General features: G+C 72.4%; 13 protein-coding genes and 1 tRNA gene. 10 read left to right on the top strand and 4 right to left on the bottom strand.

Annotation, left to right across the window (positions count from 1 at the left end; genetic code table 11):
- The first annotated feature begins 87 nt into the window (after positions 1-87).
- The 6 genes from eno to P3H78_RS23905 all read left to right on the top strand — a co-directional run bounded on the left by eno (position 88) and on the right by P3H78_RS23905 (position 6967).
- Positions 88-1368 carry a phosphopyruvate hydratase gene (eno, locus tag P3H78_RS23930; protein ID WP_276111195.1) on the top strand — a complete coding sequence of 427 codons (1281 nt, stop codon included), beginning with the start codon at positions 88-90 and terminating at the stop codon, positions 1366-1368.
- A 159-nt stretch (positions 1369-1527) separates the two neighbouring features.
- Positions 1528-2004 (top strand): FtsB family cell division protein, encoded by a 477-nt coding sequence (locus P3H78_RS23925; protein ID WP_276111194.1) that lies wholly within the window; start codon positions 1528-1530, stop codon positions 2002-2004.
- A gap of 19 nt (positions 2005-2023) precedes the next feature.
- On the top strand, positions 2024-2554 hold the full coding sequence (locus tag P3H78_RS23920; protein ID WP_276111193.1) for a DUF501 domain-containing protein: 531 nt from the start codon (positions 2024-2026) through the stop codon (positions 2552-2554).
- Entirely contained in the window at positions 2551-3504 is a 954-nt protein-coding gene (locus tag P3H78_RS23915) for a Ppx/GppA phosphatase family protein (protein WP_276111192.1), read from the top strand. The genes P3H78_RS23920 and P3H78_RS23915 overlap by 4 nt, the downstream gene beginning before the upstream one ends.
- Positions 3505-4018: 514 nt before the next feature.
- On the top strand, positions 4019-5422 hold the full coding sequence (locus P3H78_RS23910; RefSeq protein ID WP_276111191.1) for an NAD(P)/FAD-dependent oxidoreductase: 1404 nt from the start codon (positions 4019-4021) through the stop codon (positions 5420-5422).
- Between the two features lie 237 nt (positions 5423-5659).
- Positions 5660-6967: a class I SAM-dependent methyltransferase gene (locus P3H78_RS23905; RefSeq protein WP_276111190.1), complete on the top strand. Its 1308-nt coding sequence runs from the start codon at positions 5660-5662 to the stop codon at positions 6965-6967.
- A gap of 92 nt (positions 6968-7059) precedes the next feature.
- Here P3H78_RS23905 and P3H78_RS23900 read toward each other — a convergent pair whose 3' ends face one another.
- Together P3H78_RS23900 and P3H78_RS23895 are read right to left on the bottom strand one after the other, a co-directional pair.
- On the bottom strand, positions 7060-9606 hold the full coding sequence (locus P3H78_RS23900; protein WP_276111189.1) for an ABC transporter permease: 2547 nt from the start codon (positions 9604-9606) through the stop codon (positions 7060-7062).
- 38 nt (positions 9607-9644) lie between these two features.
- Positions 9645-10451: an ABC transporter ATP-binding protein gene (locus P3H78_RS23895; protein ID WP_438828030.1), complete on the bottom strand. Its 807-nt coding sequence runs from the start codon at positions 10449-10451 to the stop codon at positions 9645-9647.
- A 378-nt stretch (positions 10452-10829) separates the two neighbouring features.
- Between P3H78_RS23895 and P3H78_RS23890 the strand changes: the two genes are divergently transcribed.
- Together P3H78_RS23890 and P3H78_RS23885 are read left to right on the top strand one after the other, a co-directional pair.
- Positions 10830-10912: transfer RNA gene (locus P3H78_RS23890), tRNA-Leu, on the top strand.
- Positions 10913-11133: 221 nt separating this feature from the next.
- Complete coding sequence (locus tag P3H78_RS23885) at positions 11134-11655, top strand: hypothetical protein (protein WP_276111187.1); 522 nt, start codon at positions 11134-11136, stop codon at positions 11653-11655.
- A 144-nt stretch (positions 11656-11799) separates the two neighbouring features.
- Here P3H78_RS23885 and P3H78_RS23880 read toward each other — a convergent pair whose 3' ends face one another.
- Positions 11800-12051 (bottom strand): hypothetical protein, encoded by a 252-nt coding sequence (locus P3H78_RS23880; RefSeq protein ID WP_276111186.1) that lies wholly within the window; start codon positions 12049-12051, stop codon positions 11800-11802.
- 183 nt (positions 12052-12234) lie between these two features.
- Positions 12235-12630 carry a helix-turn-helix domain-containing protein gene (locus P3H78_RS23875; protein ID WP_276111185.1) on the bottom strand — a complete coding sequence of 132 codons (396 nt, stop codon included), beginning with the start codon at positions 12628-12630 and terminating at the stop codon, positions 12235-12237.
- 233 nt (positions 12631-12863) lie between these two features.
- Here P3H78_RS23875 and P3H78_RS23870 point away from each other — a divergent pair, with 233 nt between their 5' ends.
- Entirely contained in the window at positions 12864-13079 is a 216-nt protein-coding gene (locus tag P3H78_RS23870) for a hypothetical protein (protein ID WP_276111184.1), read from the top strand.
- A gap of 48 nt (positions 13080-13127) precedes the next feature.
- A complete protein-coding gene (locus tag P3H78_RS23865) occupies positions 13128-13346 on the top strand; it encodes a hypothetical protein (RefSeq protein WP_276111183.1) in 219 nt (72 codons plus the stop codon).
- Positions 13347-13383: the final 37 nt, after the last annotated feature.

The raw sequence follows: 13383 nt of genomic DNA, 5'->3' as shown, positions 1-13383 counted from the left end.
TCGGTCCACCGGCCGACGGCCCCGGGGCGGTTAGGCTCTAGGCGCAAGCCCCGCACTTCCAGCGTCACATCCAAGAAGGAGATGCTCGTGCCGTCCATCGACGTCGTCGTAGCCCGGGAAATCCTGGACTCCCGAGGCAATCCCACGGTCGAGGTCGAGGTCGGCCTCGACGACGGCAGCACGGGTCGTGCCGCCGTCCCGTCCGGCGCCTCCACCGGCGCCTTCGAGGCCATCGAGCTCCGCGACGGCGACCCGGGCCGCTACCAGGGCAAGGGTGTGGAGAAGGCCGTCCTCGCCGTCATCGAGCAGATCGGCCCCGAGCTGGTCGGCTACGACGCCACCGAGCAGCGCCTGATCGACCAGGCCATGTTCGACCTGGACGCCACCGACAACAAGGGCTCCCTCGGCGCCAACGCCATCCTCGGCGTCTCCCTGGCCGTCGCCCACGCGGCCTCCGAGGCCAGCGACCTGCCGCTCTTCCGCTACCTGGGCGGCCCCAACGCGCACCTGCTGCCGGTGCCGATGATGAACATCCTGAACGGCGGCTCGCACGCCGACTCCAACGTGGACATCCAGGAGTTCATGATCGCGCCGATCGGCGCGGAGTCCTTCTCCGAGGCCCTGCGCTGGGGCACCGAGGTCTACCACACCCTCAAGAAGGTCCTGAAGAGCAAGGGCCTGGCCACCGGCCTCGGCGACGAGGGCGGCTTCGCCCCGAACCTGGGCTCCAACCGCGAGGCCCTCGACCTCATCCTCGAGGCGATCAAGGAGGCCGGCTACACCCCCGGCGAGCAGATCGCCCTCGCCCTCGACGTCGCCGCGTCCGAGTTCTACAAGGACGGCTCCTACCTCTTCGAGGGCAAGGCGCGCACGGCCGCCGAGATGACCGAGTACTACGCCGAGCTCGTCGCCGCGTACCCGCTCGTCTCCATCGAGGACCCGCTGTTCGAGGACGACTGGGAGGGCTGGAAGACCATCACCGCCCAGCTCGGCGACAAGGTCCAGCTCGTCGGCGACGACCTCTTCGTCACCAACCCCGAGCGCCTGGCCCGCGGCATCGAGGACGGCGCCGCCAACGCCCTGCTGGTCAAGGTCAACCAGATCGGCTCGCTGACCGAGACCCTCGACGCCGTCGAACTCGCCCAGCGCAACGGCTACAAGTGCATGATGTCCCACCGCTCCGGCGAGACCGAGGACGTCACCATCGCCGACCTGGCCGTCGCCACCAACTGCGGCCAGATCAAGACCGGCGCCCCGGCCCGCTCCGAGCGCGTCGCCAAGTACAACCAGCTGCTGCGCATCGAGGAGATCCTCGACGACGCCGCGGTCTACGCCGGCCGCAGCGCCTTCCCGCGCTTCAAGGACTGAGCCGCACCGGGCCAGGGCGTCTCCTCCGCGGCCTTCGGCAAGATCCGGAAGAGAGGCCCTAAAGCCTTCGCCCGTCGTACGTACGTCCCCGTACCCGGTCCCGTACCGTGTCCGGGGACGTACGCACGTGTGAAGGTGGATCTACGGGAGGCGGGGACGATGGCCGTGAAGGACCGGGACCGGTTCTCCACCGCGACCAGGCTGAGGCTGCTCGGCGAGCAGACCGCGGCCCGCGTCTACCGCTCCCAGACCCGGCGGCAGGCCCGCCGCTCACGCCTCACCGGCCGCGCGGCGCTGCTCGCGCTCGTCGTGTGCTCGCTGGTGGTCGCCCTGGCGTACCCGATGCGGCAGTACGTCTCCCAGCGGGCCCGGATCTCCGACCTGCAGCGGCAGAAGCGGCAGGCCGAGGAGCGCGTGGAGCAGTTGCGCGACCTCAAGGCGCGCTGGCAGGACGACGCCTACGCACAGGCGCAGATCCGGCGGCGGCTGCACTACGTGCTGCCGGGCGAGACCGGGTACGTCGTGGTCGACCCGGGCGCGGCCCGGCAGCCCCACGCGGACTCCTCGGCGGCCCGCCGGCCCTGGTACGCGAACGTCTGGGACGGGGTCGACAAGTCAGACGCCTCCGACCAGTGACACGGACAGAAAGACAGGCATGCACACCCCTCCGCCGCCCACCCCGCGGACCGAACCCACCGAGGCGGACGTCGACGCCTTCCGCCGGCAGCTCGGACGGCCGCCGCGCGGGCTGCGCGCGATCGCGCACCGGTGCCCCTGCGGGCAGCCGGACGTCGTCGAGACGGCACCCCGGCTCCCCGACGGCACCCCCTTCCCCACGCTCTACTACCTGACGTGCCCCAAGGCGGCCTCCGCCATCGGCACGCTGGAGGCGAACGGCGTGATGAAGGAGATGACGGAGCGGCTGCGCACCGACCCCGCGCTCGCCGACGCCTACCGTGCCGCGCACGAGGACTACATCCGGCGGCGGGACGAGATCGAGGAGCTGACCGGCTTCCCGAGCGCCGGCGGCATGCCCGACCGGGTCAAGTGCCTGCACGTCCTGGTCGCCCACTCGCTGGCCGCCGGACCGGGCGTCAACCCGCTCGGCGACGAGGCGCTCGCGATGCTGCCCGAGTGGTGGGCCAAGGGGTCCTGCGTGACGGCCTGCGCGGAGGAGGACCGGTGACCCGGGTCGCCGCCGTCGACTGCGGCACGAACTCCATCCGCCTGCTCGTCGCGGACGCCGACCCGGCCACCGGCGAGCTGGTCGAGCTGGACCGGCGCATGACCATCGTGCGGCTCGGCCAGGGCGTCGACCGCACCGGGCGGCTCGCCCCCGAGGCGCTCCGGCGGACCTTCGCGGCCTGCCGCGAGTACGCCGAGGTCATCAAGGAGCACGGCGTCGAGCGGGTCCGCTTCGTGGCCACCTCCGCCTCCCGGGACGCGGAGAACCGGGACGAGTTCACCGCCGGGGTGCTGGACATCCTCGGCGTCGAGCCGGAGGTGATCTCCGGCGGGCAGGAGGCGGAGTTCTCCTTCACCGGCGCGACCAAGGAGCTGACCGGGCGCGCCGACCTGCCCCGGCCCTTCCTGGTGGTGGACATCGGCGGCGGCTCGACCGAGTTCGTGGTCGGCGACGACCATGTGCGCGCGGCGCGCTCCGTCGACGTGGGCTGCGTGCGGATGACCGAGCGGCACCTGGTGCGGGACGGGGCCGTCACCGACCCGCCCGCCGAGGAGCAGATCGCCGCCATAAGGGCCGACGTGGAGGCCGCCCTGGACCTGGCCGAGGAGACGGTGCCGCTGCGCGAGGCGCGCACCCTGGTGGGCCTCGCGGGGTCCGTGACGACCGTCTCGGCCATCGCCCAGGACCTGCCCGGCTACGACTCCGCCGCCATCCACCACTCCCGGGTCTCCCGCGACCGCGTCCGCGAGATCACCGACCGGCTGCTGCGCGCCACGCACGCCGAGCGCGCCGCGATCCCGTCGCTGCACGCGGGCCGGGTCGACGTGATCGGCGCGGGCGCCCTGGTGCTGCTGGCGATCATGGAGCGGACCGGCGCGGAGGAGGTCGTCGTCAGCGAGCACGACATCCTCGACGGCATCGCCTGGTCCGCCGCCCTCCCCACCCCCTGACCCACCCCGCCCCGGGAGCCGTCCGCGCTCCCGGGGCGGCGCTGCGGAACCGGCCTCCCGGGCGGGGTGACCCGGTGGTGTGGGTCTCGATTACTACCGATCGGTAGCTTCGACTGAGCAGGTCGGATAACGTATGAGCGCCCGAACGGCGCCCTCCGGGGCCTTGCGGGCGCGCTCCTCGGTCAATGTTCGTGAAGTTCTTCACAAGGAATTCTGCCCAGTGCGCGGCCCGGGGGCCCCACGCTCGCCCGTTCGGGGCTTCGGCGGGCCGTGCGGCCCTCGCGGGGTGATGGTTCCGGCGGTGCCGAAAGGGTGAACCCGGGGGCCGGTCCGGGGCCTTGGGGAGCCCGGAGTGGCTGCTCACGGGCTATTGACAACGCCCCCGTGGCGATCATGGTTCCCGTTCGCGACCATGACCTGGGTCACGTGGGCCGCGCAGTTTAGCACAGGGCATGGCAATCCTTGTGAAGGGGCGCACGAGCACCCCCCTCGGGGCGGGTGGATACTCGATGCCATGAGCACCACGGAGCGTCCCAGGATCCTCGTAGTAGGCGGTGGGTACGTAGGCCTGTACGCAGCTCGGCGCATCCTCAAGAAGATGCGCTACGGAGAGGCGACCGTCACGGTCGTCGACCCCCGGTCGTACATGACCTACCAGCCCTTCCTCCCCGAAGCCGCCGCCGGCAGCATCTCCCCGCGTCACGTCGTCGTCCCGCTGCGGCGCGTGCTCCCCAAGGCGGAGGTCCTCACCGGCCGGGTCACCACCATCGACCAGGACCGCAAGGTCGCCACGATCGCCCCGCTGGTCGGCGAGGCGTACGAGCTGCCCTTCGACTACCTGGTCATCGCGATGGGCGCGGTCTCCCGGACCTTCCCGATCCCCGGCCTCGCCGAGCAGGGCATCGGCATGAAGGGCGTCGAGGAGTCCATCGGCCTGCGCAACCACGTCCTCGAGCAGCTCGACAAGGCCGACTCCACGACCGACGAGGACATCCGCCGCAAGGCGCTCACCTTCGTCTTCGTCGGCGGCGGCTTCGCCGGCGCCGAGACGATCGGTGAGGTCGAGGACATGGCCCGGGACGCGGCCAAGTACTACACCAGCGTGTCCCGCGAGGACATGCGCTTCATCCTGGTCGACGCCGCCGACAAGATCCTCCCGGAGGTCGGCCCCAAGCTGGGCCAGTACGGCAAGGAGCACCTGGAGGGCCGCGGGGTCGAGGTCTACCTCTCCACCTCGATGGACTCCTGCGTCGACGGCCACGTCGTGCTGAAGAACGGCCTCGAGGTCGACTCCAACACGATCGTCTGGACCGCCGGCGTCAAGCCGAACCCGGCGCTGGCCCGCTTCGGCCTGCCGCTCGGCCCGCGCGGCCACGTCGACTGCGCGCCCACCCTCCAGGTCCAGGGCACCGACTACATCTGGGCCGCGGGCGACAACGCCCAGGTCCCGGACCTCGTCGGCCGCAAGGCGGGCAACGAGAACGCCTGGTGCCCGCCGAACGCCCAGCACGCGCTGCGCCAGGCCAAGGTCCTCGGTGACAACGTGGTCTCCGGCATGCGGGGCTTCCCGCAGAAGGAGTACAGCCACGCCAACAAGGGCGCGGTCGCGGGCCTCGGTCTGCACAAGGGCGTCGCGATGATCGTCATGGGCAAGATGAAGATCAAGCTCAAGGGCCGTCTCGCCTGGTACATGCACCGCGGCTACCACGGTCTGGCCATGCCGACCTGGAACCGGAAGATCCGCATCTTCGCCGACTGGACCCTCGGCATGTTCCTCAAGCGCGAGGTGGTCTCCCTCGGCGCCATGGAGAACCCGCGCGAGGAGTTCTACGAGGCCGCCAAGCCCGCCCCGGCTCCGGCCGTGAAGGCGGGGGTCCCGGCCGCCGCCCCGACCGAGGAGCGGGCCAAGGCCTCCTGACCTCCGGTCACGCGTCACCCCGAAGGGGGCCGTCCGCCATCCGTGGTGCGGGCGGCCCCCTTCGGCGTGTCCGCGACGGCGTTCCGGACGGCCCCGGCGGGGCGGTGCACCAGGGCGGATCGGGTGAGTGGAGCGGGGATCGTCCGATTGTCACGCGCGTGGGGGACTGCACGACGGCCTCCCGGGTGTTACAGGAGGAGGAGACATCCCGGAACGCTCGTCACGGAGGTGTGCACCATGCCCGACGCCGCGCCGCGGCTCAGAAGCCTGCTGGAACAGTTGCTGGGGGCCCCGCTCCGGTTGCGCATTCGCGCCTGGGACGGATCGCAGGCGGGGCCGCCGGACGCACCGACGCTGGTGGTGCGCAACCGCCGCGCCCTGCGCCGGTTGCTCTGGAAGCCCGGCGAGTTGGGGCTCGCCCGCGCCTGGGTCGCCGGAGACCTGGGGGTCGAGGGTGACCTGTACGCCGTCCTGGAGCGTATCTCGGGGCAGATCTGGGAGCGCGGCGACGACGCCCGGACCCTCGCCGACACGCTGCGCGACCCGCACTCCCGCGCCGCCGTCCGCGGCCTGATCAAGCTCGCCGGCCCCGCCCTGCCGCCCGCCCCGCCGCGCGAGGAGGTCCGCAGACGCGGGCACCTGCACACCCGGCGCTCCGACCGGCGCGCCATCAGCCACCACTACGACGTCGGCAACGCCTTCTACGAGATCGTCCTCGGCCCGTCCATGGTGTACTCCTGCGCCTACTGGAGCGCCCCGGAACCGGCCGGCACCCTGGAGGAGGCCCAGCACGACAAGCTGGAACTGGTCTGCCGGAAGCTGGACCTGACGCCCGGAAAGCGGCTGCTGGACGTCGGCTGCGGCTGGGGCTCGATGGCGATGCACGCGGCCCGCGAGCACGGGGTGAACGCCGTCGGCATCACCCTCTCCCAGGAACAGGCGGCCTACGCCCGCAAGCGCGTCGCCGACGAGGGCCTCACCGACCGCGTCGAGATCCGCGTCCAGGACTACCGGGACGTCCGCGACGGCCCGTACGACGCGATCTCCTCCATCGGCATGGCCGAACACGTCGGCGCCGCCCGCTACCTGGAGTACGCCACCCACCTGCACGGCCTGCTCAAGCCGGGCGGCCGGCTGCTCAACCACCAGATCGCCCGCCGCCCCCAGCTCGACGAGTCGGCCTACCGGGTGGACGAGTTCATCGACGCCTACGTCTTCCCGGACGGCGAGCTCGCCCCCCTCGGCACCACCGTCACCCAACTCGAGCGCGCCGGCTTCGAGGTCCGGGACGTGGAGTCGATCCGCGAGCACTACGCGCTCACCCTGCGCCGCTGGGTGGCCAACCTGGAGGCCCAGGGGGACCGCGCGTCCCGGCTGGCCGGGGCCGGCCGCACCCGGGTCTGGCGGCTGTACATGGCCGCCTCCGCCCTCGCCTTCGAACGCAACCGCATCGGCGTGAACCAGGTCCTGGCGGTGCGCACCCCGGACTCGGGCGCCTCGGGACTGCCGCTGCGCTCCCGCGTCTGGGCGACCCGGCAGCCGTAGCACGGTCCCGCCCGGCCGGTGCTGCCGGCCGGGCAGGACGAAGGGCCCCCGTCCCGGCCGGAACGGGGGCCCCTCGCACGGGGTTCGGCGGGCTACTCGGACGTGATCGCCGCCAGCATGTTCAGCCGGGCCGCGCGCCGGGCCGGCCACAGCGCCGCCAGGATGCCGACCCCTGCCGCCAGCAGCAGGAAGAGGGCCATCCGCCCCCAGGGCAGAACCAGTTCGTAGGTCGCCATCCTCGTGCCGAGCAGTTCGCCGGCCGCCCAGCCGAAGAACACGCCGAGGCCGATGCCGAGCACCCCGCCGAACAGGGAGATCACCAGGGACTCCAGACGGACCATCCGCTTCACGCCCCGGCGGTCCAGGCCGATCGCGCGGAGCATGCCGATCTCCTGGGAGCGCTCGAAGACCGACATCGCCAGGGTGTTGATGACGCCGAGCACCGCCACGACCACCGCCATCGCGAGCAGGCCGTAGAGCATGTTCAGCATCAGCGTGAACATCCGCGCGATGCCGTCGGAGATGTCCTGCTTGTCCTGGATCTTCACGGCCGGGTTGAGCCCCAGGGCCTTCGCCAGCCGGTCCTTCGCCGCGGCGGACGGCCCGCCGGCCGTCTTCACCATGACCTGCATGTCGGCCGGGTCCTTCTGGTGCGGGGCGAGGACCGCGGTGTCGAGCATGATCCCGCGCATCATGTCGTTGCCGCGGTAGACCCCGGCGACCGTGAGGCGCTGCGTGCGGCCGTCCTCGTAGACGACGGTGAAGCCGGAGCCCGCCTTCCAGCGGTGCGAGGCGGCGGTGCCGGAGTCGACGACGACGCGCGTGCCGCCGACCGTGAAGGAGCCCTCGTCGACCGCGAGGTCGGTCAGGGAGCCGATCGCCCGGCCGTCGACGCCCGTCAGGTACTCGGTGCCGCCGCCGATGCGGGCGGGCGCGTTGCGCAGCGGGCTGAGGGCGGTCACGCCCGGAGTTCCCCGCAGCGTGCGCTCCACCTCGGGGGAGAGCGGGTTGCCGTTCGCCATCGACACCACGTAGTCGGCGCGGATCGCGGAGGACGCCATCCGGTCGATGGACTGCTGGAGGCTGCCCGCCATCACCGTCATGCCGGTGATCAGGGTCAGCCCGATCATCAGCGCGGACGCGGTGGCCGCCGTCCGGCGCGGGTTGCGCACCGCGTTCTGCCGGGCGAGCCGGCCCGCGACACCGAAGCCGCGCAGCAGCGGTGCCGCCGCCGCGATCAGCGGGCGGGACAGCAGCGGGGTCAGGACGAACACACCGATGATCAGCAGGACCGCGCCCAGGCCCATCGGCGCCTGTCCGTCGGTGCCGTTCATCGTCGTGGCCGCCAGGACCACCGCCACGCCCGCGGCCGCGAACAGGGCGCCCAGGGTGTTGCGCAGCACCAGCGACCGCGTGGACGCCTGCGCGTGCACACTGCTCATCGCGGCGACCGGCGGGATCCTCGCGGCCCGGCGGCCCGGCAGCCAGGCGGCCAGCATGGTCACCAGGACGCCGACGGCGAGGGCGGCGAGGACGGTGCCGGGCGTGACGACCAGCGGCCCGTCGGGCACGGTCGCCCCCATCGAGCCCATCAGGGACCGCAGTCCGGCGCCGATGCCGATGCCCGCGACCAGCCCGGTCACCGCCGCCGCGACGCCCACCACGAACGCCTCGACCAGCACGGAGCGGGTGACCTGCCGGCGGGACGCGCCGACCGCGCGCAGCAGCGCCAGCTCACGGGTGCGCTGCGCGACCAGCATGGTGAAGGTGTTGGCGATGATGAAGGTGCCGACGAAGAGCGCGATGCCGGCGAAGACCAGCAGGGACTGGCGCAGGCCGCTCATCGACGAGGCGATCGTGCGCGCCTGGTCGTCGGCGAGCTGCCGGCCGGTGGTGGTCTCCGTCGACCCGTGCGGCAGCGCCCGGTCCAGCTGCGCCTTCAGCGCCGTCTGGCCGGTGCCGGGCCGCGCGGTCACGTCGATCTCGTCGTACGCGCCCGGCCTGCCGAACAGCCGCTGGGCGGTCGGGGTGTCGAACAGGGCGAGGCTGCCGCCGGCGGCGACGTTGCCGTCGTCGGTGGTGAAGACGCCGGTGATCCGCGGCGTCAGGACGGGCCCGTCGACCGACAGCCGTATCGTGTCGCCCACCCGGTACCCGGTGCGCCGCGCGGTCTCGGAGTCGACGGCCACCTCGCCGGCGCCGTGCGGGGCGGTCCCGGAGACCAGCGGGTAGCGCGGGTCCCGGGCGCCGGAGTAGTTGCCTCCCTGGGACTGGAAGCCGTTGCCGACCAGCTTGCCGTCCTTGCCGGCGAGGGCGGTGAAGCCGCCGACCACCCCGACGGCGGAGGCGGCGCCCGGCACCCGGGCGCTGCGGTCGAGGTCGGCCTGGGTGAGGTCGGCCGTCCGGCCGGCACGGTGGCCGCGGCCCTCCCGGTGGGCGGGGCCCTCCTGGTGGGCGGGGCGCACGGCCACGTCGACGCGGTCGAAGCCCTTGGCCGAACTCTTCTGGTAGGCCCGGGAGATGGTGTTGGTGAAGACCAGGGTCCCCGACACGAAGGCGACGCCGAGCATCACGGCGAGCACGGTCATCAGGAGCCGGGCCTTGTGCGCGAAGACATTGCGCAGGGCGGTGCGGAGCATGGGGTGTCTCAGTCCAGGGGTGCGTCGGGTCGGGGGCGTCAGCTGGTGCGGCCCTTGGCGTCGAACCGCTTCATGCGGTCCAGCACCGAGTCCGCGGTCGGCCCGTGCACCTCGTCCACGATCCGGCCGTCGGCGAGGAACACCACCCGGTCCGCGTACGCCGCGGCCACCGGGTCGTGGGTGACCATCACCACCGTCTGGCCCAGCTCGCGCACGGAGTTGCGCAGGAAGCCGAGCACCTCGGCGCCGGAGCGGGAGTCGAGGTTGCCGGTCGGCTCGTCGCCGAAGATGATCTCCGGCCTGGAGGCCAGCGCCCGTGCGACGGCGACCCGCTGCTGCTGACCGCCGGAGAGCTGGGCCGGCCGGTGGCCCAGCCGGTCCGCCAGGCCGACCATGGCGATCACCGAATCCAGCCACTGCCGGTCCGCCGTGCGGCCCGCGATGTCCATGGGGAGGGTGATGTTCTCCAGTGCCGTCAGCGTCGGCAGCAGGTTGAACGCCTGGAAGATGAAGCCGATCTTGTCCCGGCGCAGCCGGGTGAGCTGCTTGTCCTTCAGGGAGCCCAGTTCGGTGTCGCCGATGCGCACCGAGCCGGAGGAGAAGGTGTCCAGGCCGGCGACGCAGTGCATCAGCGTGGACTTGCCCGATCCGGACGGCCCCATGATCGCGGTGAACTCGGCTCGGCGGAAGTCGACGGAGACCTGGTCGAGGGCGACCACCTGGGTCTCGCCCTGTCCGTAGATCTTCGACAGCTCCGTGGCGCGCGCGGCCACGGCGGTGGTCGGGCCGGCGAGGGAGGAGGTGGTCACGGGTGGGGGCTCCTGACGGGACGAGGGTGTTCGCATGGACGTACTCCATCGTCGCCGCCGCCCGCGCCGGTGTAGTCAGCCGCTGCTCCGGTTCCGGGGGCCGACTCGGGTCGGACCGCCGCCGTCCGCGTCATACCTGGGGATGAGGGCCGCCCCCGAGACCGCCGCGGCCCGTCCCCCGCGACCGCGCAGGTCAAGAACAGGTGGAGCCCCCTCGTTCGGACGGTGAAATTCCGTCATTTCGCATGCGCGGTGATCGGCTCCGCGTGAGGCTTCTGGCTCGTGAGGACGGCCTGTTCCAGGTGCTGATGCTCCCTCAGGACTCAATAAAATAAGACAACATCGGGTCGCCCGACCGGTGTTCGCGGGGCGCGCCCCGATAGGCTCAAGACCGCGATGCGGAGCCCATGGCCTGCCCGGATGGTGGAATGCAGACACGGCGAGCTTAAACCTCGCTGCCCCTCGCGGGCGTACCGGTTCAAGTCCGGTTCCGGGCACTTCCGCACCTGCGGCGCACCCTCACCCACGACGCCCCGCCGACCCGCGGGGCCCTCGGTGTCCCCTTTCCCCCTTTCCCCCTTTTCCCTCTCTCTGCGGCTTTCCCTCTCTCTGCGGCGGGACGCACGCCCGCCGCACCGCCGGCGGCCGTCCCGACCGACCGACGGGACCGGGCGCGTGCGGTGTACGGTCCCGGTGCCGTGTTCGGCGTGGTGGGGGCGTGGTCTGCACAGGGGGGATCGTGGAGGAGCGGAACGTTTCGGCCGGGCGGGGCGTGCCGGGCCGGGGGAAGAAGGCCGCCGTCGGGGGCGGTGTGCTGGCCGTGGTGTCGTTGCTCGCCGTGGGGGTGGTCCTCGGGACGCAGGGGGCCGGGGCGCACCACGCCTCGGCGCGTGGCGGCGGACCGGCGGCCGGGTCCACGGCGGCGGCGACGCCGACGGGCGCCCCGCAGGCGTCCGCGGCCGGGCCCGCCCAGCGGCTGGCCGACCTCGACGGCGGGGGGCGGCCCGTCGCCGCGTACCAGCAGGTGCTCGACGCGCTGGCGCCGCGCTGCACGCAGGACCTGCCGCACCTGGCGGCCGTCGTCGACAGCACACTGCGGAGCCTGCGGAAGCACGGCGTGGACGACGAGGACCGGTTCGGCGTGCTGCAGCAGTGGGAGCATGCCGTGCCCGCGGGGAAGCCGCGGGCCGACTGCGCGCCCGAGGTGCACGCCTGGGCCGCCCGGCGCGCGGGGAGCTAGGGCACGTCCGCAGGGTCCCGTCGCAGGCGGGGCTGTGCGGAGGCTCCCCGGGCCCGGGGAGCCGGAGCCCGGTCTCGCGGAGGTCGGGCTCCCGGTGCGGGCCGGCGTGGTGCCGGGCCCGTAACCCCGCGGCCCGTGGGTCGTTCACCCTTCGTAGACCGTGAGGACGGCGCCTCCCCGTTCGATCCGGCGTCCGGCCCGCATCCCGTTGCGGCGCAGGGTCTGCAGGCACTGGTGGAACAGGACCAGTTCGTCCGCGTCCAGGATGGCGGCGGCCAGGTCCAGGAGTTCCGCCACGGACGTGTCGGTCAGGACCTCCGGCAGCTCGCCGGAGAAGAGGACGACCGACTCACCGGCGGGCCCCCGGACCACGGCCGTGGTCGGTCCGCCATGCACGAACAACACACTTCCCCCCTGGGAGCCCGGGTCGTGCGGCTCTCGCGTCTCGGGCAAGCGAGAGACTAGCGGCGGGCCGGGAGGGATTTCGGGCGGTCTGCATTCTTTTTCCGAGTTGGCGGCAGAGCGGCCACTCGGCGACCGTCCGACGACATCGGACGGTCGGGCGTCTGTCCGGACCGGTCACTTCTCCCGCGAGGAGCGGTCCAGCAGGGACTCCACGAGAGCGGCGACATGGCGGCGGTCGTCGGCCGAGAGCTGCTGGACACTCGCGATGAGCATGTCCACCTCCAGGTCCCGGGGGCGGGCGGCCGCGCCCTCGGCGCCCTGGTCCGCGGAGCCGTAGACGTGGATGCCGCACGCTTCTGCGGCGGCCCGGCGCACACCGTCCAGCGGCAGCTCCAGCCCCTTGGCGAGCCCCTCCAGCGTGGCCGGCTGGGGCATGCGCACCACGCGGTCGGCGGTGGCCAGGTGATGGACCGTGGACCGGGGGACGCCACCGCGTCGCGCCACCTCGCCGTAGGACCAGCCCTTCCGGTCGAGGCGCTCACGGATCAACTGCTGCAGTGCGTTGGCCACTGATGGTCACTTCCCGCTCGCCGCCTGGCGGAACCCCTGAAATCCCTGGGCCCGATTCTACGGGCGTCGGCGCCGCCCGCCGAGAGGCGATTCCCCGAACGGGTTGCGCGAGGGGTTCCGGAGGCCCTAGTGTCCAATCTCGTTGGACAGCTCGTCCGACCAAGTTGGACAGAGTCCGGGGGGAACCTGACTCGGTCCGACCGGAAATGCCCATCCCTGAGGGGGAATTGATCATGATGGACGCCCACGAGCTCGACGCCGAGTCCGCGGAGCTGCTGCCGGGTCGCGAGGCCCTGGGTCGCCTGAAGTTCAGCTTCGGCAAGACGGTCAACGTCACCAAGCACGTCGCGAACATCTCGGCCCACAACCAGTCCGCCGCGCTGAACGACCACTCGCTGTGGTCCGTGGCCGACTCCGGTGCCGGCCAGAGCATCAGCGTCACCCAGTAGCCCTCCCCAGCCGATCCCGATCACGGAAACACCGAAAGGACACCCATCATGAGCATGGACATGCACGACCTCGAGGCCGAGTCCGCGGAGCTGCTGCCGGGCCGTGAGGCCCTGGGTCGCCTGAAGTTCAGCTTCGGCAAGACGGTCAACGTCACCAAGCACGTCGCGAACATCTCGGCCCACAACGAGTCCGCCGCCCTGAACGACCACTCCGCCTTCTCGGCCGCGTCGTCCCAGGCCGTCCAGAGCATCAGCGTCACGCAGTAACGCACACCGCGGCGGCAGGCCGCGACGACGGCTCCGG

The sequence above is a fragment of the Streptomyces tropicalis genome, from assembly GCF_029269835.1.
Taxonomy (GTDB): Bacteria; Actinomycetota; Actinomycetes; order Streptomycetales; family Streptomycetaceae; genus Streptomyces; species Streptomyces tropicalis.
This window is presented reverse-complemented; position numbering and strand designations above follow the sequence as displayed.

Coding starts and splice junctions, on each gene's coding strand:
- P3H78_RS23895 (WP_438828030.1), bottom strand. CDS start 10,451: ATGCGAACACCCTCGTCCCGTCAGGAGCCCCCACCCGTGACCACCTCC.
- P3H78_RS23905 (WP_276111190.1), top strand. CDS start 5,660: ATGCCCGACGCCGCGCCGCGGCTCAGAAGCCTGCTGGAACAGTTGCTG.
- P3H78_RS23900 (WP_276111189.1), bottom strand. CDS start 9,606: ATGCTCCGCACCGCCCTGCGCAATGTCTTCGCGCACAAGGCCCGGCTC.
- P3H78_RS23920 (WP_276111193.1), top strand. CDS start 2,024: ATGCACACCCCTCCGCCGCCCACCCCGCGGACCGAACCCACCGAGGCG.
- P3H78_RS23870 (WP_276111184.1), top strand. CDS start 12,864: ATGATGGACGCCCACGAGCTCGACGCCGAGTCCGCGGAGCTGCTGCCG.
- P3H78_RS23865 (WP_276111183.1), top strand. CDS start 13,128: ATGAGCATGGACATGCACGACCTCGAGGCCGAGTCCGCGGAGCTGCTG.
- P3H78_RS23910 (WP_276111191.1), top strand. CDS start 4,019: ATGAGCACCACGGAGCGTCCCAGGATCCTCGTAGTAGGCGGTGGGTAC.
- P3H78_RS23925 (WP_276111194.1), top strand. CDS start 1,528: ATGGCCGTGAAGGACCGGGACCGGTTCTCCACCGCGACCAGGCTGAGG.